Source organism: Weissella coleopterorum (genome assembly GCF_011304355.1).
GTDB lineage: Bacteria > Bacillota > Bacilli > Lactobacillales > Lactobacillaceae > Weissella > Weissella coleopterorum.
Window position 1 is genome coordinate 1,130,475 of record NZ_CP049888.1, and the last position, 23,073, is coordinate 1,153,547.

A 23,073-nucleotide genomic window follows, 5' to 3' on the forward strand; every position below is an offset into this window, starting at 1 on the left:
TTATTCTTGCTTTTTAATGGGGGCAAAAGCCGCTAACAAGCGCTTAATTCCTTGCGACTCAAAAGCAACATCCAGTTCCATATCTTCACCAAGACCGTTCACTTTCACCACCGTTCCAGTGCCCCACTTTTTGTGGGTTACCAAATCACCAACGGACCAACTAACTGATTGCTCAAGATTGTCCGGATTGGGAGCTTGGTGGATTTGTCGGCTAGAAGTTAAATTCCGATTATTAGGCTCACGTTGCCCAACTGGACGACCTTGAAAAGTCGTACCAGTCGCCGGTTGAAAACGACGCGCAAATGGCAAACTGGCTTCTCGTGCTTGATAGCTATCCAATTGACCAGCGGCGGACATATCCAAATATTTAGGTGAAATTTCATCAATAAAACGTGAGGCCATGTTATTACTCATCTTACCGTATAGCATTCTTGAATAGGCATTCGTTAGATAGAGCTTTTCTTTGGCTCGTGTGATACCAACATAAGCCAAACGTCGTTCTTCGTCTAATTGCTTTGGATCAATAATAGCCCGAAATGATGGGAAAATTGATTCTTCCATTCCAACCAAGAAAACCACCGGAAATTCCAATCCCTTAGCCGCATGAAGCGTCATCAAGGTGACATTGTTATCTTCTTGATCTACATTATCAATATCTGAAACCAAGGCTAGTTCACTCATGAAATCAACATATTTAGAGACGCTATCCTCGTCGGGTTCATAATTTTTATCAAATTGTTCTGTCACCGTTAAAAATTCGTCCAAATTTTCTAATCGATTTTCATTTTCCGGGGTTGGACTAACTTTCAATGTCTCAACATATTTAGTTTCCTGATATACAGCCCGGGTTAAATCAGTAATTGAAACATCAAATTGTTCTTGTTGGATCAATTTTTGCATTAATATAGCAAAATCCATTAACTTATTTTGTGCCCGACTCTGTAAATCGTTCATCAAATGTGCATTAGCCGCGGCTTCCAAAAGGGGCCAATTATGTTCACTGGCGAACGCTCGCAGCTTAATAATGGAAGTATCACCTAGACCCCGTTTAGGTTCATTTACCACGCGTAAAAAGCTTTCATCATCAGCTGGATTGGTAATTAATGAAAGATAGGCTAAAATATCCCGAATTTCTTTACGCTCGTAGAATTTAGAACCACCTACCATCGTATACGGAATATTTGCTTTAACTAAGGCTTCTTCGATTCCACGCGACTGTGCATTGGCTCGGTAGAGAATCGCAAAATCGCGATATTGTCGATTTTTATTCTTAACCTGGTTCGTAATCTCACCTAAAATATAAACGGCTTCATCCCGATCAGAGTTGGATCGGTGATAAGTGATTTTTTCACCATCGCCATTATCGGTCCATAAATTTTTAGAGATGCGTCCATGGTTATTAGCAATTACATCATTTGCCGCATTTAAAATGATTTGTGTCGAACGATAATTTTGTTCCAAAAGTACTTTTTTAGCGCCCAAATAGTCTTTTTCAAAATTTAAAATAATTTCTAAATTGGCACCACGCCAACCGTAAATACTTTGATCAGAGTCACCCACTACCGCTAAATTTTTCCAACCTGCAGCTAATAATTGAATGAGACGGTATTGCGCATCATTGGTATCCTGATACTCATCAACGTGAATATATTCAAATTTATCTTGATAATATGCTAAGACCTCTGGTTCTTGCTCCAATAACTCAATCGTCAACATAATTAAATCATCAAAATCGACAGATTGCGCAAGCTCCAACTGCTTTTGATAGGCCGCATAAGCTTTCGCTACAATTTTACTAAAAATATCATTAGCCGTTTTTGCATATCCAACTGGCGTTTCCATCGCATTTTTAGCATTCGAAATGGCACTTAAAACACTTCTTGGATCAAATTTTTCAATATCAACATTTTGATCCTTTAAAATTCGTTTCACTAAAGTCCTTTGTGCTCCGGCATCTATGATTGTAAAGTCACGTTTATAGCCTAACTTATCAATATCTCGTCGTAACATTCGAACCGCCATCGCATGAAAAGTCGAAATCCAAACACGATTAGCATCAGTCACTCCAATTAAATCGGCAATTCGCTCCTTCATTTCACGGGCAGCTTTATTCGTGAAAGTAATAGCTAAAATGCGCCACGGCGCAACCTTTTGATCTTGAATTAAATGAGCAACTCGATGCGTTAAAACCCGGGTCTTACCCGATCCAGCTCCGGCCATAATTAATAATGGTCCCTCCGTAGTAGTTACGGCTTCAGCTTGTTGTGGGTTCATCCCCTTTAACAATTCTTGACTCATTTATTAACGCTCCTTCTTTCCCCAATACTGATACAAGTCCACTTTTAATGCACCGTTATAAAGTTTTCGTTTCTTAGTTGCTTTTTGTCCGTAGGCTTTTTCAAAACCATCATCACTGGTTAAAATATACTTCGACCAAGTTGGCATTTTGCTGTAAATTTGCCCCATTTCACCATACAAACGACGCGCTGTTTCCTCATCACCTAAACGCTCTCCATACGGTGGATTTGCAACAATAATACCATTCTTACCTTCCGGTACCCAATCTTTAGCAGCCAACTGCTTAAATTCAATATCTTCACCCACGCCCGCTTTATTGGCATTATCTTTGGCAATTTGAATCATATTATCATCAATATCATAACCACTGATATTTAATTCAACATTAAAGTCAATCAAGCCCCGTGCCGTTTCCTTTAATGTTTTTCCAATCGCTGGATCAAACATTTCCCAGTCTGAAATATCAAACTCTCGGTTCAAACCTGGTGCAATATTACGCCCAATTAAAGCTGCCTCAATCGGAATCGTCCCTGATCCAGTTACAGGATCTACAAATGGATTATCTGTAAACCAGTGGGATAAATCAATAAGCGCCGCTGCCATTGTTTCTTTTAGTGGTGCCCCCCCTTTTTCAGTTCGATAGCCGCGCTTAAATAATGAATCACCCGTGCTATCTAAGGTCACCATGACATGATTTTTATCAATCGCCGTTTCAATCAAATACCGCGCCCCAGTTTCAGGTAAATGTCCCCGGGTGTTGTAAGTCGCAGCTAAACGTTCCACAATGGCCTTTTTAGTAATACTTTGCACCGTTGGCACGGAATGTAATATTGATCCTTTTGAACGTCCATTAACTGGAAATTGAGCATCGTAAGGTAAAATATCTTCAAAGGGATAAGCTTTAACGCCTTGAAAAAGATCCTCGAACGTTTTAGCTTCAAACTCAGTCAAGACAATTTTAATCCGGTCTGCCACACGCAACCATAGATTGGCCCGATAAATATCGGTTAAACTTCCTTCAAAAAAAACACGCCCATTCTCTGTTTGGACCTGATACCCCAGATTCTTCAATTCTTTGGCAACAATGGCTTCCATCCCAGCACCCATCACGGCCATTAGTTTAAAAGTTGGTTCAGTCATAGTTTGTTCTCCTCATATTTTCAGAATTAAGTTGCTCCCGGTATCACTCGAGCACAGACTCAAATATAGTTCTATTATCAATTGAATTAATTACCTTAATTATGCGTTATTCAGCAAACGCGCTCAATCCCCAATTAAGATAATTTATTCATTTTTTTGTAAAAATAAAAGCCGACACCCTAAAAGTGTCGGCTGCCGGATGTGTTAGCTGTAAGCCATGTTTTGTTCCTAACAAAACTTGGCAGGTTTTGTTAGGTGGTAATCATCTATCTCAGATATTATAAATATCTCCCCGATCATCACTTCAATTTGTTAGATCAAGCGCCCCTACCAAAGTTTGGGTTGCCCGCTCGTGGGGTTTACCGCGTTCCACCCTTTTCATTTCTAAAAAGATTCGTCACTGTGGCACTTTCACAACTATTAAACCATAGTTACCCTTAGGCCGTTCGTTGGCCGTCTACCATTTAAATGGCAGCCTAGCCTTATTTTTTCAGCTAGCGCGAACACTACTGGCATCACAGCCAGTGCGAGCATGGACTTTCCTCATACCATAAAAATGATACGCAATTACCCACTAACACAATGTCATAAATTATACACCAATTACTCCATAATTTATAGCTTTTAATTATTCAGTTTTTTCATTTACGGTTCCAAAGACTCGACGTTCCAAATTTGAAAGTCGCTTTAAGATATCCATATTGGCATTAGCTGAAGGAGTAGCCGGATTAATTGTACTTGCAGGCGTTGTCACTGCATTAGCTCGACGAGTCAATTCCGCAATTTCTAATTTTTGTTTTTCAATCGTTTCTTCTAGTTCCGCAATATTACTTTCAAAAGATTGATAATCTGCCATTAATTCATCGAGATAACTATCTACATCATTGGTGTTATAACCTTGAATTGCAGTTTTCTTAAAATCTTTATTAAAAATTTCTTCAACGGTATGCCGTACTTGTTCCATAATGGAGCTCCTTTAGTTTAATCTTAATTAAAGTTTACCAGTTTATTTGTTTTTTTTCATCTAAAATGAATATTTTTCGATGATTAGTTAACAATTAATTCTAATACATTTATATTTTGATTAACCATAAAGGTATCTTATCCACCATAATATTCCACTCATCTTAAATTAAGCTGTCAAAGTATTGATTATTATTAAACCATATTATTACTTTGGCATTTAAAAAAGACCACAAATTAATGTAGTCTTTTAAATACTATTTGCGACTCTTCCAAATCATCACCCCAGCTAAGCTTGTTAAGATAATGCTCACAACGCTTATCCATGTCAGATTTTGCGCTGCAGTCTTTGGAAGTAATGTTTGAACTTCCTCAACTACATTATTCACAACGTCGTTGCGCTTTTTATCATTGTTAATATTTGGGTTTGAATTGCTATTGTTTTTCCCTGGGTTTATATTATTTGAATTATTGTCGTTACCATTTGATCCATGGTCGTCATTACCATTATCATCGATTACTGGTAATGTGGGCATATTGGTCTCTGGATTCAATGGTTTTGTTGGTGTATTGGTATCAGGTGCAGCTGTATAGTGCTCCTATACTGATAAATGGTACAAGAAAAGAGAAACTGCTTGTGCGATAATTTAATCAGAACAGGAGATATTTTTATGAAAAATAATTCAAGTAAACGTTATTCAACTGATTTTAAAGAACGAATAGTAAAATTATATTTAGAAGGCCATCGATCGATGGCCTCTTTATCTCGTGAATATGATGTAACGACTGGGTCTATTTCGAAATGGGTTAAATCAATTGAACCCATCAAGTTATCAAACGGGAAACAAACTAATCTGACTGAAATTAAAGACCTAATTAAAGAAAATAAAAGATTAAAAGAGGAAAATGAAATTTTAAAATTAGCGGCGGTATTACTCGGACAGAGATAAAACTTAAAAATGGGTTAGTGCTTATAGAAAAGTTATGTCAACGAGGATACTGCTTAACAATGATTTTAAATAAATTAAGAATTCCACGACAAACTTATTATAATTGGATAAATCATCATCCTTCACGATGTGAACAAGATGATCAACATATTGGTAAAATAATGCTAAATATATGGCGTGATAATTATAAAGTCTATGGACGTCCACGTTTACAAATGGCCTTACGGTCATTTGGGATTAGAATTGGTACGTCTCGTATAATTCCGTTTAATGCATCAATTTAATATTCGTTCTCTTATGTGTCGCCGATTTAAAAAACCTGGAACGCATGTTGATTATGATCAGCGACCAAATTTAATAAAACATTGTGATAAAAATGCGTCAATCTGGCGAACTGATATTACTTATATAGAGAAATATCCAGGTCATTGGGTTTATTTAAGTAGTGTTTATAGTGAAAGTAATCATAAAATTATTGCCTATAAAGTAGCAAATCAGATGACTAGTAATTTAGTAACAGATACATTGAAAATGGCATTATCACATCATAAAAGGCCACAATTTATTCATTCTGATATGGGAAGTCAATATACCAGTAACCAATTTGAACAATTACTCAAAAAAGTTAAAATACAACACTCGTATTCTCTCAAAGGTCATCCTTATGACAATGGACCAATTGAGGCCTTTCATTCAATTTTCAAACGTGAGTTTGTTTACCTAACTAAATTCCAAAGTTATGATGATTTAATTTTGAAAATTGAAAATTATATGTATTGGTACAATCACAATAGAATACGGACAACCGTTTAACTATTTCTGTACCATTTATTGACACAGGAGCAACTTTAGTTTTAATCATATTCATCAAATTCACAATTAGGAAGGGGTAATTCTAAATTTCTTGCTCCACTCTAGTTACAAATACATTTTTGATATTAGATTTATTCAATGGTGGTATTTCGATCCAATCTTACATATTAAAAGACAAGTAAATCAATTACTTGTCTTTGTCTAAAATTTAATTATTATTTTCGTTTCTTCCAGATTAATAATCCCATTAAGTTAGCTAAAATAAAACTGATAAGTCCTGCCAAAGTTACTTTCTGTACTGCAGTATTTGGCAACATATTCTTTGCATTACTTACTATATTTTTTGTTGTTGAATTTAAACTGTTTTTTTCGTCCTTATTCGCATTATCTGAATTATTTTGTGTATTGTTCTTATTATCTTCGCTAACGTAAACATAAGTCACCGTCTGTGCTTTCTCAGTCAACTTACCTGAGGCATCACCCTCGACTTTCTTAAACGTATAACCTTTGATATCTTTTTTATCGGTAGAATAATCATCTCCGATATTACCACTCTTGATCTCATCATCGGCAATCTTATTACCGTCTACGTCTTGATAATGAACCGTTACGTTAGCTGCCTTCACAGGATCCTTAGTATAAACATAAGTCACCGTCTGTGCTTTCTCAGTCAACTTACCTGAGGCATCACCCTCGACTTTCTTAAACGTATAACCTTTGATATCTTTTTTATCGGTAGAATAATCATCTCCGATATTACCACTCTTGATCTCATCATCGGCAATCTTATTACCGTCTACGTCTTGATAATGAACCGTTACGTTAGCTGCCTTCACAGGATCCTTAGTATAAACATAAGTCACCGTCTGTGCTTTCTCAGTCAACTTACCTGAGGCATCACCCTCGACTTTCTTAAACGTATAACCTTTGATATCTTTTTTATCGGTAGAATAATCATCTCCGATATTACCACTCTTGATCTCATCATCGGCAATTTTATTACCGTCTACGTCTTGATAATGAACCGTTACGTTAGCTGCCTTCACAGGATCCTTAGTATAAACATAAGTCACCGTCTGTGCTTTCTCAGTCAACTTACCTGAGGCATCACCCTCGACTTTCTTAAACGTATAACCTTTGATATCTTTTTTATCGGTAGAATAATCATCTCCGATATTACCACTCTTGATCTCATCATCGGCAATCTTATTACCGTCTACGTCTTGATAATGAACCGTTACGTTAGCTGCCTTCACAGGATCCTTAGTATAAACATAAGTCACCGTCTGTGCTTTCTCAGTCAACTTACCTGAGGCATCACCCTCGACTTTCTTAAACGTATAACCTTTGATATCTTTTTTATCGGTAGAATAATCATCTCCGATATTACCACTCTTGATCTCATCATCGGCAATTTTATTACCGTCTACGTCTCGATAATGAACCGTTACGTTAGCTGCCTTCACAGGATTCTTAGTATAAACATAAGTCACCGTTTGTGCTTTATCAGTCAACTTACCTGAGGCATCACCCTCGACTTTCTTAAACGTATAACCTTTGATATCTTTTTTATCGGTAGAATAATCATCTCCGATATTACCACTCTTGATCTCATCATCGGCAATTTTATTACCGTCTACGTCTCGATAATGAACCGTTACGTTAGCTGCCTTCACAGGATTCTTAGTATAAACATAAGTCACCGTTTGTGCTTTATCAGTCAACTTACCTGAGGCATCACCCTCGACTTTCTTAAACGTATAACCTTTGATATCTTTTTTATCGGTAGAATAATCATCTCCGATATTACCACTCTTGATCTCATCATCGGCAATTTTATTACCGTCTACGTCTCGATAATGAACCGTTACGTTAGCTGCCTTCACAGGATCCTTAGTATAAACATAAGTCACCGTTTGTGCTTTATCAGTCAACTTACCTGAGGCATCACCCTCGACTTTCTTAAACGTATAACCTTTGATATCTTTTTTATCGGTAGAATAATCATCTCCGATATTACCACTCTTGATCTCATCATCGGCAATTTTATTACCGTCTACGTCTTGATAATGAACCGTTACGTTAGCCGCCATAACAACGGGTTGCCAAACGTACGTATCCGAATTTTTTAATCCATCGTAATTACTCATTAAATCTTCTGAACTATATACATTTATCCCCGATGGCCGACTTGAGTTCCCCTCTGCAACATTTTGCCACTTACCTGTGTATTTATTGCTCTTTTTAAATTCAGGAATTCCTGAATTTAGTAACGTACTAATATTTTTACCAAGTACTATCTCCTTAAGTTCGATATCAGATAAAAACATATCTTTAATATTAGTATTATTAGTAATTATAAAATTATCTAAATTCAGTTTTTCTAAATTAGGTAGTTCTTCAAACATACCATTCATATTTGCAACATTTTGCGTATTGAATGAGGAAACATTAATATCTGTGAATCCAGATCGTACAAACATCCCTCTCATATCCGTCACATTTTTTGTATCAAAAGACTGTAAATTTAAGTATTTAACGTTTTGCATGTCACTAAACATACTCCACATGGTAGTTACTTTACTTGTATTGAAATTATCTAAATTAATATTTTTCAAATTAGTCATTCCCGCAAACATCGATACCATAGTAACAACGTTTGATGTATTGAATGAGCTTATATCCAAACTATTTAAATTAGCATCTCCATAAAATGTACCATTCATCTTTGTAACATTGTTTGTATTAAAATTACTTACATTTAAATCATTTAATGCAGTCATACCCGCAAACATTTGCGCCATACTAGTAACATTTTCTGTTTTAAATTCACTCAAATCAAGTGATGATATTTTAGAGACTCCTGAAAACATATCACTCATAATAGTCACTTTTTTAGTATCAAAATTACTTAAATCCAGAGAGGTTAACCCTGATGCTCCCCTAAACATATTAGACATGTCACTTACATTACCTGTATTAAATGAAGATAAATCTAATTTAGGTAATGATTTTGTCTCCGAAAACATTGCGTTCATATTAGTTACATTTGATGTATTAAATGTGCTTATATCTAACTGTGTTAGCTTCTTTGTTTGGCTAAACATACTACTCATATTCTTGACATTTGATGTATTAAATGAAGATAAATCGAGATAAGTTAAATTTGTACAATAATCGAACATTCCAAACATATCTGTTACATTTAGGGTATTAAAATTTGATAAATCTAAACTTTGCAGATTGGTCATCGCATGAAACATATAACGCATATTAGTTACTTTACTTGTATCTAAATATGTAAGGTTGTCGATACTTGTTACATTTTCAAAGCTATAAAATAAATAACTAATATCGCTGGCTGCACTAACTTTTCCATCAAAAATCACTTTATTTATAGACTTAGAATACTTTTCCCATGGAGATTGATAACCTGTATTGTTAAAAGTTCCTTGCCCAATATGTAATACCCCAGATTCTGTAATATACCAGTCACTAGTACCAAATGTTCCTTCTGCCATATTCACTGAATCACTAACACTGGAGCTTTCATTTACGGATGTACTACTGGATGTATTCGTAGTATTTGATATTGAATTATTAGTTAGCTTAGAGTCCACATCTAAATTAATTTTTTCATTTTTGTTGTTATCTAACTCACTCTTTTGGGGGACCATCTCTGAATTACGTGTTTGATAATCTTCACTATTTTTCATATCAGCTTGAGCTATTGGAACTAAAATATTAGTTGATAGTAATATACTAAAAGATAGGATGACTGTTTTTTTCATGATATTAATTTATCTCCTTTATTTGAATCAATGTTTCCACATGATTAATATTTGGGGGAATTATTTACGTTTATTATAAATAATTATGTAAGCCAATAATGCTAATACTACGCTTGCAAGTCCTGCTAAATTCAATTTACTTATAGATGTATTGGGTAATTTTATGTTCAGATTTTTAAACATACTATCTAAGGTACTTTTACTATAATTATCTGTATCTTTAATACTTTGTTTATTTTCTAATACATGTGCTTTAACCGTCTTACTTTGACCATCATCCGTCGTTATAATGACGTCATAATTTCCGAATTTACTCATATTAATCTGGCTTTTATCTAGCTTGACAGGTATATCTTGACCATCTTTATCTGTAGCGCTAGCCTTAAATTCTTCGTCTGCGGGAATTTTATTTCCAACATATGTTGTTACATCAGAACCTTTAATACCTTGTTTATTTTCTAATACATGTACTTTAACCGTCTTACTTTGACCATCATCCGTCGTTATGATGACGTCATAATTTCCGAATTTACTCATATTAATCTGGCTTTTATCTAGCTTGACAGGTATATCTTGACCATCTTTATCTGTAGCGCTAGCCTTAAATTCTTCGTCTGCGGGAATTTTATTTCCAACATATGTTGTTACATCAGAACCTTTAATACCTTGTTTATTTTCTAATACATGTACTTTAACCGTCTTACTTTGACCATCATCCGTCGTTATAATGACGTCATAATTTCCGAATTTACTCATATTAATCTGGCTTTTATCTAGCTTGACAGGTATATCTTGACCATCTTTATCTGTAGCGATAGCCTTAAATTCTTCGTCTGCGGGAATTTTATTTCCAACATATGTTGTTACATCAGAACCTTTAATACCTTGTTTATTTTCTAATACATGTACTTTAACCGTCTTACTTTGACCATCATCTGTCGTTATGATAACGTCGTAATTTCCGGATTTATTCATATTAATCTTACTTTTATCTAGCTTAACGGGTATATCTTGACCATCTTTATCTGTAGCGCTAGCCTTAAATTCTTCGTCTGCGGGAATTTTATTTCCAACATATGTTGTTACATCAGAACCTTTAATACCTTGTTTATTTTCTAATACATGTACTTTAACCGTCTTACTTTGACCATCATCTGTCGTTATGATAACGTCGTAATTTCCGGATTTATTCATATTAATCTTACTTTTATCTAGCTTAACGGGTATATCTTGACCATCTTTATCTGTAGCACTAGCCTTAAATTCTTCATCTGCAGGAACTTTGTCTCCAACATATGTTGTTACGTCAGAACCTTTAATACCTTGTTTATTTTCAACAACCTTAATTTTGGCTACACTATCTACTAGACTATTATTCGCATTTAATGTCTTATATTTAATCTCATATATTCCAGGAGTAGATGTATTCACATCTCCTTCGGTAAGGATATCAGTGATACTTATATCCTTACCGTTTTTATCTGTAGCAGAAACAAAATTATCTTCTTTACTCCAATTAGATCCAGTTAATATTGTAGAATTTTTTACTTTTATATTAGTTTTATCTTCAAGTATAGTTATTGTAGTTTGACCTGTTCCAATATTACCTGTACTATTTTCAACTGAATATTTAATTAAATATTCTCCAGGAATATTATTATTATTTATAATATCAGAAGAATCCACTATTTTAATTTTAGATGTTATGTCACCATCATCTTGGTCTGTTGCATTTGCCAAATTCAGTATATCTTTTAAACTGATTTTTTCTGTACTATAAATAGTAAGAGGCTTTGCATTAATATGCGGTATGAAAGATCCATTTAATGTTGGATAATACCTGAACATAATATCCCCAGAACCCAGTGTTATTGATAAATCATTATTTTTTATCGGTTCAATTGGCTTACCAGTTTCAGCATTATCAGCACTTACAAACGATGATCCATCAACATGACTCAAATTTCCATTAGTATTGGAGATAAAACTAGCAGAATACTGGTTTTTATCATATCCTTTATATTCTGGTATTAGAATATAAAATCCTGTATCATCATCTTCCCATACAACTTTAACTGTATTAGTCACATCCTCATTGCCATGATATATTCTGAGCGTATTTTTTTTAATAGTTGATGAAGAATGATATATATCCGATTTAAGTGTCACCCCCCACTTCACATTAGTAGCTGTTAAGTCATGTACAAAATTATCTAATTTTGCATTAATTAACATACCCTCTTGGTCATAGGAATACATATGTTTGTAATTATCATATCCAACATAATTATTAAACCAGTCAGTATTAGAATCAAAAATTGTTTTTAGACTCCCCTGTAAATGTGGTCCAAAGCTATCAATTTGATCAGCTTTATTATTCTGAACCATCAATATCATGTTCTCACCGTATATATCAAAGTATATGTCGTTTCTACTATATTTAACATTAAGTGGGTATTCAGCTGTTTTACCAGTATTATCTTCATTTTTAGTTGGATTACTAGTTACACTAATATTTACTACCCCACTAAAATCGATTATTTGAGTAGCGGTTAATGTTATCGTACTAGCAGATGCATCAGATTTCATAGAGAAATACTTCGACCCATCAATCAATTTTAAAGTCGAATATTGTATACCATTACTATCAATATTTAGAACAATCTTATCGCCTTTATGTATCAATTTGTTGGGTGCTTCGTTCAATATCTGTAAATCCATTTTGGTAACATTATTGGATGATTTAATTGTAGAAAAATTGGTTTTAACTGATGTAGAGGGAATTTCATCTTCGTTGTCTGAATTATCTAAAGTTTGTGTGTTTTTATTAATGTAGCTAACTCTACTTGTTTTAGTTTTTATTTTACCGGTAATATCTAAATTATTATTCTGAACACTAAGCGGTTCAGAAGTATCGTTTGCATTTATTTGAGCTTTTATTTTATTATTATCAAGACTGATTTCATCCTCCGCAAACACACATAAAGGATTAACTACTCCTAGAATAATTGTACTTATTAATATATATTTTTTTAATTTCATTTCTAATTCTCACTTACTTACAAGACAGATTTTGAAAAGACAGATAAATAATCTAAATCCTTTATTAATATTTTTCTATCAACATACTCAATTACACCATTTCGTTCCAAGTCGTTCATAATTCTAGTAACTGATGTTCTATTATTAATTCCGACAAAGTCTGCAATTGTTTCTTGTGTGATGATTAAATCAATTAAAACATTATTAGTATTTTTATCTATTGCCCCAAACTTCCTAGCGGAATCATATAAAAAGGCACTCACTTGCCCCTTCCTATTGTTACTAACTTGTCTTTTTAATCTTGTTGTATTTTCATCAATTTTTTGTCGATAATAGTTTCGAACATGCCCTTGAAGAAAAGGATCATTCCTAATCATTTTCCAAAATTCGATTCTATTTATTTTATAAAATTTTGCAATGTTAGATTCAACTCGGATATTGTATGGTTGTTTCACTAAATTTATATCCTCTTTTTCAAGCAGTGTTATAATACCTGGTTCATCCATATATGATATATTTACATTATTTCCACTTGTTCCAGGAATGGATGAAAGTATCACCCCTTCTCTTAAAATAAAAACACTAGATACCGTATCTCCAGATTTTGTTAAATATCCTTTTCTCAATATCTCTAACTCTTCAACATCTTTTAAAGCTAATTCTTTAATTTTTGAAAACAAATAATTTATATCTTCCATACCATTTTGTTTCATAATTACTTACTCCGATTATAAAATTGCACACAAAAAGACACAGTTAAACCAACAATAGCTTAACCATGTCTTCACATCTATCTCTATCTATACATTTAATCTTGCTGTGCTGTGCTGTGCTGTGCTGTGCTGTGCTGTGCTGTGCTGTGCTGTGCTGTGCTGTGCTGTGCTGTGCTGTGCTGTGCTGTGCTGTGCTGTGCTGTGCTGTGCTGTGCTGTGCTGTGCTGTGCTGTGCTGTGCTTCATCATTATGCAAATCCTTTCTAATATACTGTCAACCGTATTTTTTTATTTTAAGTATTAATTTCAGTTTAACTCATTTTTCACCTATTATCGACACAATATGTCTCACAAAACCAAAAATTTGGTTAACATTAGATACATATAAGTGAAATTAATGCTTTTAAAATATTCTTTTTTCACTCCCCTCTAAACCAGACAATGCGATTATTTTCATATCGTTTTATCTCCCGTTTTTTCTTAATTATATTCCAGTTAAATTTTTAGGACCTCATTCATGTGAGGTTCTTTTATTTTTTATCTTCAATCCAATTAATTGAATCAATCGCAATCTTAGTTCCACCAATAAATACATATTCCTCATCATAGCCTTTGACCATTCCAGAAATAATAGCGGGTACTATTCCATCAACAATGACCTTCTCTTGCACCCTTAAAGCCTGGTTATTAGCATATGCACTAAATAATACTTTAGAAATATTTTCTAGTGACATACCAGGCATCAAAGATTGGTTCATTTTCATCTGTTCCTGAATCGCTTCTGACAAACTCGAAGCTGAGTTATTAGTTGCCTCAATTAGTCGATTTTGATTTAACATCAAAGAATCAAGTTGCGTATGAATTGTTTCAGCCGCTTTTTTCTCAGAAATTCTTTCAGCATAATTATTCAAAACTTCTGCCATTAATTTATCTCTTGAAATTTCAAGCTCATTATCTCGTTGTTCTATTAATGGAGTTTTTTTAATAGCAGATGGAATTGACAATTTTTGCCATTTCCATCTGCCAATTATTGTAGACAGTTCTTTACCACTCACGAATGCTCTCAACATATTCATCGGCATATTCTTGCAGTCGATCAAAATCGACTAATGTAATTGGATAGGTTCGTTGCCGATCATATTGTTGCATGGCCGAATATAAATAACGAACTTTACTTTCTTCAGCTTGCGCATCATAAAACAGAATTGCTCCGTCCGTATGTTCTAACATAAAATTCTGGTAGTTTTTAAACTGTTGCGGATTTTTGTACTCATCTTGACTCACGCTCTGGGTAAAATCAACAGCGGCTTTTAATTTTTGCAGCTGTGCTTGATTATTCTCGTTCCATTGCCCCCCAAAATCTTTGAAGGGGGTCATCAAGGCTGTCTTTAAGGCTGGATACTCTGCTTTCAGGGCATTGGCTACTTCAAGTGCATACTGGTCAATTCCTAATTGACCACCCGTAATGATCCACTCTAGTTCTTCATCCAATTCTCGTTTAATAATTTTTTCAAGCGCATATTTAATAACCGTAATCTTAGGGTCTTGATTGCCAAACACGCCTAATTCAAAACTTCTAAAACCCGTAACCCACAGTCTTGTCATTCGTTAACATCTCCTTTTCCCCATAATATCTCCAATTTTTATATCTAAATATATTTTTTCTTATTTTCAGTACCCCGTCCTTAACGCAACAGAACTGTTGTTATTTCCTAAAATATTATATCAAAAATGGGCCATGACAATTGAATAAAGTTATCTTATAAAATCATTAAATTCTTGGAAAAAACACCTAATATCATTCCAATCTAATAACACAAATTAACCCGAATAATTTTAATTTAACTCCATTGTTAAATTAAATAATTTCAATCTAGGAATAGTTATAATAAGTTTGGTATAATAGTAACGATTATCTTTCATACGGAGGTATTGCGATGACCATTAAATATCCGAATGGACAAGGTTTTGACCCGGCACAATCGAATAAACGTGCTGTGCACCGGCCAAGCCAAGGACATCGCGGAATGTCTTTGGAAAGTGAATTAAATCAAGCAAATCAATTTTATTTACAAAATGGAGTAGCCAATATTCATAAGAAACCGACGCCAATTCAAATTGTTAATGTTGATTATCCCAAACGGTCAGCGGCGAAAATTTCCGAAGCTTATTTTCGCCAAGCCTCAACCACAGATTATAACGGAATCTACCAAGGCCGCTATTTAGATTTTGATGCCAAAGAAACTGCCAGTCAAACTTCCTTTCCGCTTAGCAATGTTCATCAACATCAAATTGACCATTTAGCAGATATCAAACGACTCGGTGGCCTCAGCTTCTTCATTATTCGTTTCACAAAACGTGGTGAAACATATCTAATTGATAGCAGTCTTCTAATTGATTCTTGGCAACATCGTCAAGAAACCCGGAAGTCCGTCCCCTACGCTGAAATTGTTAAACATGGGTTTTTAATTCCAACTGGATTAAGACCAATTCTTCCCTATCTCAATGCAGTTGATCAACTAATTGCAGCACATTAAATTTATATTATCCAAGGAGAACGATCAAATGTCTGATCAAAATCTTTCTAGAACTAATCGTACGCATCCTAAAAATAAAAAGGCGCATCATCCTCTGAAAAAACGCATTCTCTATATTACAGCGAGCGTGATTGGTGTTATTGCCATTCTAGTAATTAGCTTGGCTGCTTATTGGTCATTTACCGCACCAAAAGTCACCAATGCTGGCCTTGTGGGATCATCTCAGTCAACTATCTTAGATAAAGATGGCAACACTGTCTGGACCAGTGGTAATGAACGGCGAGAAATTGCACGGCAAAGCGAGTATCCTTCCAATATGAAGAATGCCGTCGTTGCCATTGAGGATCGTCGTTTTTATAAACACGGAGGAGTCGATTTACGCCGAATTATTGGAGCGGCTTTTGCCAATCTAACTGGTTCATCCCTTGGGCTTCAAGGTGGGTCAACTCTAACGCAACAATTAATCAAACAGACCGCTTTTTCATCCGCAACCAGTGACCAAACTATTAAACGTAAAATTCAAGAAGCCTGGATGTCAATTAAAGTGGAAAAGCAATATTCCAAAGCCCAAATTTTAACCCTCTACATGAATAAAGTTTACATGGGGAACGGTGTCTATGGAATGAAAACGGCTGCTAAGTTCTACTTCAATAAGAATATGGATGAATTGAGCATCCCACAAACTGCTTTAATTGCTGGATTACCTCAATCCCCTTCTGGTTATGATCCATATGCCAATCCTAGTGGTGCTAAGTATCGCCGTGATCAAGTTTTGGATGCCATGGCTGCATACGGTACGATCTCAAAGAGTGATGCGGCAACCTATAAGGCCACAGCCATCGATGATGGTTTGGTCTCCGAGCATCCCGAAAAAGATGTCGAAGCTGAAAATGAAAAAATTTCAGATGCCTACATTTCATCAGTCTTGGCTCAAGTTAAGAAACAGAAATATGACATTAATCGTGATGGCCTAACTATTAAAACTAATTTGGACAGTGATGTTCAAAACAAGGCCTACGATATTATTAATTCATCTACAAGTAATACCTACGGAATTGCCTACCCTGATGATGAACTTCAAGCAGCCGTTACAATTACTGACCCTAAAACCGGGGATGTGATTGCTCAAATCGGTGGCCGAAATCAAGATAGTTTGCAAGGCCTAAACTTGGCTACCTCTACACAGCGTTCTGGTGGGTCAACGGTTAAACCTTTGATTGACTACGCTCCGGCCATTGAAGCCTTTAATTGGCCAACTTACCGAGCGGTTGATGATTCTGCCTCATTTAAATATGCTGGAACGAATCTTTACGTCGGCGATGCCGGTATGACTAACAATGCACCTTACTCCAAGCAAAGTGGCCAATCATACGTAACCATGCGCAATGCTCTTTCACGCTCTCTCAATGTACCTGCCCTACACACACTGGAAGGCCAAAGCACCTTACCAAGTGGTGAAAAAGATGAGTATGTTGGCTATAAACGTGCTGGGAAATTCCTGAATAAATTGGGGATTGATCAAAAGCTAACTGGTGGTTCTGCAATCGGCTTTAATGTTTCAACGGAACAAGAAGCAGCTGCCTTTGCGGCTTTCGCCAACGGAGGAACATACTACAAACCTTCATACATTAAGACTGTTACTACCCGTGAAGGTAAAGTTGAAAATATGACCAGTACTGGGTCAAAGGCTATGAAAGAATCAACGGCATTCATGGTCAACAGTATGTTACAATCCGTTTTCACTGCTAAAGCACCTTGGAACCTAGGATTTAATAAATACGTGCACTCAGATTATACTCAGGGAGCTAAGTCCGGGACAGTTGCTTACCCTTCTAGCTCTAAGTTAGCAGGAAATACGGCCCAGGATCTTTGGTTTACTGGATTTACTAAGTCTGCCTCAATTTCGGTTTGGACTGGCTATGATCAACCAATGGATGTAACAACACCGCTAAGTGCAACTTCGCAACTACCTAGTGAGATCTACGATAGCTTAATGCAATACGTCATGGATAAAAATGGAAGTGATGGCTCAGATTGGAGTGTCCCTTCATCGGTTTCAAAGGTTAACAAATATGGTCAAACGGAATACGAAGTTGATGGCGCTGATTTCAATGATCCATTTGCCAACCGTGTTGCTGGTTCTACGACTGCAGTCAGTGGTTCAGCTTCATCTTCAATTGCTCAATCATCGACAATCTATACTACGACCACGCGAACGACGACAACCCAACAAACTACTACTCCGGCAACAACCTCAAGTAACCGGAATGCAACAACTAGCACTGTAACAAGCAATAACAATGTTAAAGAACCATAAAAAGAACTAAAAAAAGACACATTTTAACAATGTGTCTTTTTTTACTGAATCTCAGTTAATATACTTTTTATTAGAAAAGAGTCGTCCTTTTAAAGCCGACCATGACCATCAATATCACCAAAACCAAAGTAACTGCGACAAGTCCTGCAGCTAAATAAAACATTGAATGATAGCCTAAACGTTCAATTAAAAATCCACCCACTAACGGTCCAAAAGCACGACCAGCTGATGGCGCGGCAGCAGCTAAACCTTGAAATTGCCCCTTTAAACTCATTGGTGTTAATTCATTAACTAGGGCCGGAATCATTGGAAATGCCGTCGCCTCACCCAACGTGGTAATAATCATCGCAATCGCAAAACCTTTGAAATTGTTTACATAAGGTAGAATTAAAAATGCTAACCCAAAACATGCGATCCCACCATAAATTTGAATCCACATCATTTTACGATTCGTCGACAAATTCAAAAAATTCATCGTTAATTGAACTACTGCAATCAGTAACCCATTAATCGTCCACAGCATTGAATATTGCCATAATGGTAAATGTAAAACGTCTGACATATAAACTGACAAATTTCCTTGCCACTGTGAATAAGAGATCCATAAAACACTAAGCCCTAAAATCACGGTCCAAATAATTCTTAAATTCCAAACTGGTAATTTTATTTTTTTAATTTTCAAAGCATCATCACTACTCACTTGAGCTAATGTGAAATTAAAATGTTTTTGAATAATAATAAAAAGTGCGCTATACATGACTAGTGAAATCATAAATAACCAGATAATGCCATAATTATAGATGGGTCCAACCATAGCAGTAGCAAAAACCATCCCAAAATTAGCAATAAAGTACAGCATATTAAAAACATAGCGTCCATCGTGAGTCTTAACTTGTGTGCCATATGAATTAATGGTTGCTGTATTCCAACCACTAAAAATCCCCGTAATCGCTAAAATGATAGGATATGCTGGCCAACCATGCCACAAAATAAAAGCGATCTGTGATAAAGCCATAATTCCAACCCCGATCTGAATCAAATTAAATGGTTGCATCCGATCAAAGAGTCTTCCTGAAATAATACTACCTAACATTTGGCCGAGTGCATTCATTAACATTACCCAACCGACCATCACTAGTGTCTGCCCTAATTGGTTATGTAAATAAATCGACGTCAAGGGCCAAATAAATCCCAAGGCAAAATTATTGATAAAACTAGCCGTTAAAAGCCATCTTAATGACATTCCCCTTGTTTGCATCCGAATCCCCCCCTCAAATTAATTGATAAAAATAAAAAATGAAGGCGCGTGAACGACCTCATTTTTTAATAAACATTAATTATTTTGATGACCATAAAATTTTAAAAATATTTTTTGGCCAACTCATTCATGGTACTATCTTTTTTAAATTTTGCCAACTGTTTATTTACCGCGGTTCTTAATTTAAGATCCGACTTCCGAAAGCCAACTACAAACTGTTCTTTTGGAAACGGAGTTTTAATAATTTTAAAATTTTCGCCTTGTTTAGAATGAGCCATATAATAGCGAGCATAGTCACTATCAATCAAAACTCCCTGAATACGGTTAACTTGCAAATCGTTGAGAGCTTTAGAAAAATCATCATATTGCGTAGTATTACGAATCAACTTTTTAAGCAGCTTTGGATGCTCATCATAACTAGCAGCACCAGAAGAACCAGTTTGAATCCCTAAATCTAAACTATTTAAATCCGTTAATTGATTAAATCCACGATCTTTTACAGTTAAAATGACTTGTTCATCTTGGTGATAAGGGGTTGAAAAAGCAACATGCTTGGCTCGTTGATCTGTGGCCGTATAGCCATTCCAAATGGCATCAATATGCCCTGACTTAAGTTCCGTTTCCTTCATAGACCAATCAATTACTTGAAATTTAACCTGCAAGCCTATTGCCTGAAACGTTTTTCGAGCTAGATCCACATCATACCCAACTAACTCCCCTTTTTGATTTCGAAACCCCATAGGTACAAAAGTGTCATCCACTCCAACCACGACGATTTTTTTTTGCTGCGTTTTGTTCCATTGATCTTGCGGATGATTGACTTTCCAGACTATTCCACCAATTAATCCCATAAGAATTAATAAGACACTCAAATTACCCCAAAGCTTTGTATGTTTCACCGCTGAACCTCTTTTCCAAAATCAAAGGTTAGATCCGCTATAGCTTCAGCAAAAGGTAAATCATGCGTTACCACTAACTGGGTCACACCTTGGGCTTTCATTTGTTGCATCACGTGAATAACCTGTTGCGTTGAAGCTTGATCTAACCCCGACGTAGGTTCATCATACGCTAACATTCCGGGATGCATCGCCAAAGCACGAGCTATTGCAACTCGTTGCTTTTGCCCGCCTGATAATTGACTGGGATATTGCTCAGCTTGATTATTTAACCCTAATTCGAGCAGCAAACGGTCTGCTTTATCTTTCGCAACATTTTGGGGGTCGTTTAACACCGTTAGTGGGGCCAACGTGATATTTTCTCGCACCGTGTATTGAGGAAACAAGTTAAAATCTTGAAAAATCACCCCCACCTGTGCTCCTTGTCGGTTACCAGTCAAATCAAGTAATTCACCATTTAATTTCATCGTTCCCTGATCTGCAGATAATAGTCCAGCGATAATTTTTAAAAATGTTGTTTTCCCAATTCCAGATGGACCGACAATTGCCATAATCTTACCAGTTGGAATTACTAAATTTAAATTTTTAAAAATCAGATGTTCAGCATATTGTTTTTTTAAATTTTTAATCTCTAACATTTGTCTTCCTTTCTAGCGATTTAATCGGTCATAATCCAAAGACTCTTCGATTTTTCGCATAATCAATGTTGCTACAACGGTCAAAATTAAATATAGTAAACCAACCAATAGATACGGAACCAAGGTGACATCCCGGGCTGCTGCAATATTTCCAGCCCGCATCAAATCCCCTAAGCCAATCACATAAACTAATGAAGAATCTTTCACGAGATTAACTACTTCGTTCCCCACAGATGGCATTACGATCTTTGTTACTTGAGGTAAGATAATTTTTTGCATGGTTTGCAATTTTGAAAATCCCAAAACCTGCGCGCCCTCGAATTGTCCTTGTGGAACACTTTGTAACCCACCCCGAAAAATTTCTGCAAAATACGCCGCATAGTTTAAAATAAACGTCACCACTGCCGCTTCAAAGCGGGGAAATGTGACAATTTGAGCTAAGCTTAATCCATAATAAACAAAAACAATCTGCAAGAGCAACGGCGTTCCCCGCATTACCCAAATATAAAAATTGATCAACATTTTCAACAAGACGATTTCTGACCTTAACGCCATTGCAACTAGAATTCCCAGTGGGATGGCACCAATCAATGTTAGGCCAAATACCCCAAAAGTCATTTTCAAACCATCTAGCATACTAGGTAAGATCGACCATAAATAATTCATATTTCCCATCCTTTATTAATTAAAAAAAGCCCTCAAGGTATGCGGGTCAACAACATACCTTGAGGACGATCGAATTCGTGGTTCCACCTCAATTTTGCATCTTATTACTAAGATACACTCAGCCACCATTATTAACGTAAGGGTGGGGACCTATATCGCGGTCGACCGAAAAATCATTACAATTTTTAAACAAACATAGGTGTGGTTCGTTTCATTAATTTGATTGCTTTTCAACTTCGGCGCAACTCTCTGAACAAATTAGATGATCTACTCTTCTACGTGAATTTAATTTATGTTGTAAGGATAAGCGTTTTAACCCGAAATGTCAAACTAATCTAGTTACATCCGGTCAGAACGCCTAAAAATAAGACGATTATTAATTTGTTTATTATCAACCTGATAGTCAACTAAATTCGGTGCCTGAAGCCAACGGTATAAAATACTTAAAGCTGGAAAAACTATAATAAATAATATTAAATTAATCAAAATGGATGGAAACATATGAAAGATAATAAATTCCTGAAAATTAGCTTTTGCAACATTAATCACACCAAAAGCCAAATAATCAAAAATCAGATATGCACTAATGACCGTAAAGAAAATGACCATTTCCCAAAAATATGAATATTCGAAATATTTTTGGACCCAAGTTGCTAACCCAACCATCAACGGAAAACCAATCAATGAGACACCAACATAGCCCGTATAATAAAAATCATAAATTAAGCCAATTACGCCTGCCAAAAAATAAAGATTTAAATGTTCATTTAGTACATCATCTGTTTTTACTAAAATGGGCATTAACAGCACCAATAAGACTAATAACGGACTAGCCGACATTGGTAATTTATATAGCAAGGGGGCCCAGTTAAGAGCAATCACTCCATCTAAAATCAGCGCAAAAAATACTAACACTGGATGAACCCATGTAATTTTAAAATATTTTGACATAATTGTACCCAGCCATTCTCACTAATTTTAATTAACCATATTTTTTCATTATACTATCAATTGAAATGTTTTACTATTTAACTTAATAGAATTATTACAAT

16 protein-coding genes, 1 other RNA gene and 1 pseudogene are annotated in these 23,073 nt (G+C 35.5%); 3 read left to right on the forward strand and 15 right to left on the reverse strand.

Annotated elements, in window-relative coordinates:
• The 5 genes from pcrA to G7084_RS05740 all read right to left on the reverse strand — a co-directional run bounded on the left by pcrA (position 1) and on the right by G7084_RS05740 (position 4,955).
• Entirely contained in the window at positions 1-2,298 is a 2,298-nt protein-coding gene (pcrA, locus tag G7084_RS05720; protein WP_166010868.1) for a DNA helicase PcrA, read from the reverse strand.
• 3 nt (positions 2,299-2,301) lie between these two features.
• Positions 2,302-3,438: a THUMP domain-containing class I SAM-dependent RNA methyltransferase gene (locus G7084_RS05725; RefSeq protein ID WP_166010871.1), complete on the reverse strand. Its 1,137-nt coding sequence runs from the start codon at positions 3,436-3,438 to the stop codon at positions 2,302-2,304.
• Between the two features lie 206 nt (positions 3,439-3,644).
• Positions 3,645-4,017, reverse strand: an RNA gene (gene rnpB / locus G7084_RS05730) — RNase P RNA component class B.
• A gap of 49 nt (positions 4,018-4,066) precedes the next feature.
• Positions 4,067-4,402 carry a cell division regulator GpsB gene (gpsB, locus tag G7084_RS05735; protein WP_166010873.1) on the reverse strand — a complete coding sequence of 112 codons (336 nt, stop codon included), beginning with the start codon at positions 4,400-4,402 and terminating at the stop codon, positions 4,067-4,069.
• 256 nt (positions 4,403-4,658) lie between these two features.
• Positions 4,659-4,955, reverse strand: a complete 297-nt coding sequence (locus tag G7084_RS05740; protein WP_206212034.1) for an LPXTG cell wall anchor domain-containing protein — start codon at positions 4,953-4,955, stop codon at positions 4,659-4,661.
• Between the two features lie 117 nt (positions 4,956-5,072).
• On the opposite strand from G7084_RS05740, the pseudogene G7084_RS05745 reads away from it, so the two are divergent.
• Positions 5,073-6,164: pseudogene (locus G7084_RS05745) on the forward strand (IS3 family transposase).
• Between the two features lie 215 nt (positions 6,165-6,379).
• Here the strand turns inward: G7084_RS05745 and G7084_RS05750 are convergent.
• From G7084_RS05750 to G7084_RS05770, 5 genes are all read right to left on the reverse strand, one after another.
• On the reverse strand, positions 6,380-9,955 hold the full coding sequence (locus G7084_RS05750) for a MucBP domain-containing protein (RefSeq protein ID WP_166010877.1): 3,576 nt from the start codon (positions 9,953-9,955) through the stop codon (positions 6,380-6,382).
• Between the two features lie 60 nt (positions 9,956-10,015).
• Complete coding sequence (locus G7084_RS05755) at positions 10,016-12,997, reverse strand: bacterial Ig-like domain-containing protein (RefSeq protein WP_166010879.1); 2,982 nt, start codon at positions 12,995-12,997, stop codon at positions 10,016-10,018.
• A 17-nt stretch (positions 12,998-13,014) separates the two neighbouring features.
• Positions 13,015-13,710 (reverse strand): Crp/Fnr family transcriptional regulator, encoded by a 696-nt coding sequence (locus G7084_RS05760; RefSeq protein WP_166010881.1) that lies wholly within the window; start codon positions 13,708-13,710, stop codon positions 13,015-13,017.
• Positions 13,711-14,239: 529 nt separating this feature from the next.
• A complete protein-coding gene (locus tag G7084_RS05765; protein WP_166008878.1) occupies positions 14,240-14,764 on the reverse strand; it encodes a hypothetical protein in 525 nt (174 codons plus the stop codon).
• Positions 14,754-15,314, reverse strand: a complete 561-nt coding sequence (locus G7084_RS05770) for an SLOG family protein (RefSeq protein ID WP_166010883.1) — start codon at positions 15,312-15,314, stop codon at positions 14,754-14,756. The genes G7084_RS05765 and G7084_RS05770 overlap by 11 nt, the downstream gene beginning before the upstream one ends.
• A gap of 332 nt (positions 15,315-15,646) precedes the next feature.
• On the opposite strand from G7084_RS05770, the gene recU reads away from it, so the two are divergent.
• Positions 15,647-16,246: a Holliday junction resolvase RecU gene (gene recU, locus G7084_RS05775; protein WP_166010885.1), complete on the forward strand. Its 600-nt coding sequence runs from the start codon at positions 15,647-15,649 to the stop codon at positions 16,244-16,246.
• A gap of 28 nt (positions 16,247-16,274) precedes the next feature.
• Positions 16,275-18,563, forward strand: a complete 2,289-nt coding sequence (locus G7084_RS05780) for a transglycosylase domain-containing protein (RefSeq protein WP_166010887.1) — start codon at positions 16,275-16,277, stop codon at positions 18,561-18,563.
• A gap of 70 nt (positions 18,564-18,633) precedes the next feature.
• Here G7084_RS05780 and G7084_RS05785 read toward each other — a convergent pair whose 3' ends face one another.
• The 5 genes from G7084_RS05785 to mreD form a co-directional block, all read right to left on the reverse strand.
• Complete coding sequence (locus G7084_RS05785; RefSeq protein ID WP_166010889.1) at positions 18,634-19,821, reverse strand: MDR family MFS transporter; 1,188 nt, start codon at positions 19,819-19,821, stop codon at positions 18,634-18,636.
• Positions 19,822-19,922: 101 nt separating this feature from the next.
• Positions 19,923-20,720: an amino acid ABC transporter substrate-binding protein gene (locus tag G7084_RS05790; RefSeq protein ID WP_166010891.1), complete on the reverse strand. Its 798-nt coding sequence runs from the start codon at positions 20,718-20,720 to the stop codon at positions 19,923-19,925.
• Entirely contained in the window at positions 20,717-21,355 is a 639-nt protein-coding gene (locus G7084_RS05795; RefSeq protein WP_166010893.1) for an amino acid ABC transporter ATP-binding protein, read from the reverse strand. The genes G7084_RS05790 and G7084_RS05795 overlap by 4 nt, the downstream gene beginning before the upstream one ends.
• A 12-nt stretch (positions 21,356-21,367) precedes the next feature.
• Entirely contained in the window at positions 21,368-22,021 is a 654-nt protein-coding gene (locus G7084_RS05800) for an amino acid ABC transporter permease (protein ID WP_166010896.1), read from the reverse strand.
• A 339-nt stretch (positions 22,022-22,360) separates the two neighbouring features.
• The gene (mreD, locus tag G7084_RS05805) at positions 22,361-22,972 is read right to left on the reverse strand and encodes a rod shape-determining protein MreD (protein ID WP_166010898.1); all 612 of its coding nucleotides are present in this window, start codon (positions 22,970-22,972) and stop codon (positions 22,361-22,363) included.
• Positions 22,973-23,073 lie beyond the last annotated feature (101 nt).

Coding starts and splice junctions, on each gene's coding strand:
- pcrA (WP_166010868.1), bottom strand. CDS start 2,298: ATGAGTCAAGAATTGTTAAAGGGGATGAACCCACAACAAGCTGAAGCC.
- G7084_RS05725 (WP_166010871.1), bottom strand. CDS start 3,438: ATGACTGAACCAACTTTTAAACTAATGGCCGTGATGGGTGCTGGGATG.
- gpsB (WP_166010873.1), bottom strand. CDS start 4,402: ATGGAACAAGTACGGCATACCGTTGAAGAAATTTTTAATAAAGATTTT.
- G7084_RS05750 (WP_166010877.1), bottom strand. CDS start 9,955: ATGAAAAAAACAGTCATCCTATCTTTTAGTATATTACTATCAACTAAT.
- G7084_RS05755 (WP_166010879.1), bottom strand. CDS start 12,997: ATGAAATTAAAAAAATATATATTAATAAGTACAATTATTCTAGGAGTA.
- G7084_RS05760 (WP_166010881.1), bottom strand. CDS start 13,710: ATGAAACAAAATGGTATGGAAGATATAAATTATTTGTTTTCAAAAATT.
- G7084_RS05770 (WP_166010883.1), bottom strand. CDS start 15,314: ATGACAAGACTGTGGGTTACGGGTTTTAGAAGTTTTGAATTAGGCGTG.
- recU (WP_166010885.1), top strand. CDS start 15,647: ATGACCATTAAATATCCGAATGGACAAGGTTTTGACCCGGCACAATCG.
- G7084_RS05780 (WP_166010887.1), top strand. CDS start 16,275: ATGTCTGATCAAAATCTTTCTAGAACTAATCGTACGCATCCTAAAAAT.
- G7084_RS05785 (WP_166010889.1), bottom strand. CDS start 19,821: ATGCAAACAAGGGGAATGTCATTAAGATGGCTTTTAACGGCTAGTTTT.
- G7084_RS05795 (WP_166010893.1), bottom strand. CDS start 21,355: ATGTTAGAGATTAAAAATTTAAAAAAACAATATGCTGAACATCTGATT.
- G7084_RS05800 (WP_166010896.1), bottom strand. CDS start 22,021: ATGAATTATTTATGGTCGATCTTACCTAGTATGCTAGATGGTTTGAAA.
- mreD (WP_166010898.1), bottom strand. CDS start 22,972: ATGTCAAAATATTTTAAAATTACATGGGTTCATCCAGTGTTAGTATTT.